1 protein-coding gene and 1 pseudogene are annotated in these 1,598 nt (G+C 71.4%); one reads left to right on the top strand and one right to left on the bottom strand.

Annotated features, from left to right (window positions below; genetic code table 11):
* Positions 1–378: pseudogene (locus AC08ON_RS07125) on the top strand (long-chain fatty acid--CoA ligase); the annotation flags it as partial.
* Here the strand turns inward: AC08ON_RS07125 and AC08ON_RS07120 are convergent.
* Positions 360–1,505 (bottom strand): glycosyltransferase family 4 protein, encoded by a 1,146-nt coding sequence (locus tag AC08ON_RS07120; protein ID WP_476608196.1) that lies wholly within the window; start codon positions 1,503–1,505, stop codon positions 360–362. The pseudogene AC08ON_RS07125 and the gene AC08ON_RS07120 sit on opposite strands and share 19 nt — an antisense overlap.
* Positions 1,506–1,598: the final 93 nt, after the last annotated feature.

Raw genomic sequence — 1,598 nt, 5'->3', positions numbered from 1 at the left:
CCGCTGGAGCACATCATCCAGTCCCATCCCCTGGTCAGCCAGGCAATGCTGATCGGGGACCGGCGGCCCTTCGTCGCCGCCCTCGTCACGCTCGATCCCGAAGCGTTCGACCGGTGGCGGTCCTCGGCGGGCAAGCCGGCCGGCGCGACGGTTGCCGACCTGATCGACGACGCCGGCCTGCGCACCGAGATCCAGAATGCGATCGACGCCGCGAACGCGACAGTGTCGCACGCCGAGAGCATCAAGAAGTTCGCGATCCTGCCGCAGGACTTCACGGTGGAGACCGGCGAGCTCACCCCGAGCCTGAAGGTGCGCCGCTCGCTGGTGCTCGACCGGTTCAGCCAGGCGGTGGAGGACATCTACGCCACCCCGCGCTGACCGTCCGGGCCGGCGAGCAGCGTGCGCAGGTCCTGCGCGAGGACGTCCCACCGCCAGCGCAGCTCGACCCACGCCCGCCCCGCGGCACCCATCGACGCCGCTCGGTCGGGGTCGGCAAGAAGATCACTGATGGTCGTCACGACCTGCGCCAGATCGGTACCGTCGATCACGATGCCGGTGTGCTGGTGCAGGACGGCGTCGGGGGAACCCCCACTGCGGCCGGCCACCACCGGCAGGCCGGTCGCCGACGCCTCGAGGAAGACGATGCCGAGCCCCTCGACCTCCAGGCCGGCGAGGCGGGAGCGGCAGGGCATCGCGAACACATCGCCCGCCGCATAGTGCGCCGGCAGTTCCTCCCACGGCACCGAACCAGTCATGATCACATGCTCGGCGACGTCGTTCTCCCGGGCGAGCCGTTCAAGGTCACCCCGCCGGGGACCGCCGCCGACGATCAGCAGCGCAGCGTCCGGTACGCGGCGCCGTACCATGGGCAGCGCCCTGATCAGCATGTCCTGGCCCTTGCGGGCGACCAGCCGGCTTACGCACACCACCACCCGGCGGCCCGTCAGCCCGTGGCGCCGGCGCATCTCTTCGCGCCCGTGACCGGGGTGGAACAGCGAGGGGTCGACTCCGCTGGGCAGCCGGGCGAAGGTGGGATGGCCACCGAAGGCGGGCCGGATCCGGGCCCGGGTGTAGTCGGTCAGATAGGTGATGACGTCGGCGGCGGTGCCGATGCTGTGCAACACCTGACGCGCCCCCGGCAGCGCCGCCCAGCCGACCTCGTGACCATGGGTGCTCGCGACCATCCTGCGCATGGCCGTGTCGCGGCGCAGCCAGGCTCCAAGCAGCCCGAGCGGTGCCGCGGCGCCGAACCACATCGTGTCGCATCCCTCCGCCCGGGCGATCTCTCTGGCTCGGCGCAGGACGTCCGGTGTCGGCAGCATCAGCGACGTGGTGTGCCGCACGACCGGGAAGTTCTGTTCGGCGTCGAAGGCGGCGGCGTTCTTCCAGGCCGGGGCGTAGACGACGATCTCGCCCTCGGGCAGCCGCGAGGCGAAGTTGTGCACGTAGGCCTGGATCCCGCCGGGACGGGGCGGGAAATCGTTCGTGACGGCCAGCACGCGCATCCGTTCATATTCTCCCACGGTCCCACCGCGTTTTCCCACGGCCCCACCGACGCCCGCGCCGGCATCCCCCGGCCGGGCGGGCTAGCCCTGTCT

It is taken from the genome of Frankia sp. CoWAU3, assembly GCF_977971855.1.
The sequence above is the reverse complement of the archived record's forward strand: the minus strand, read 5'-3'. Positions and strand labels throughout refer to the sequence as shown.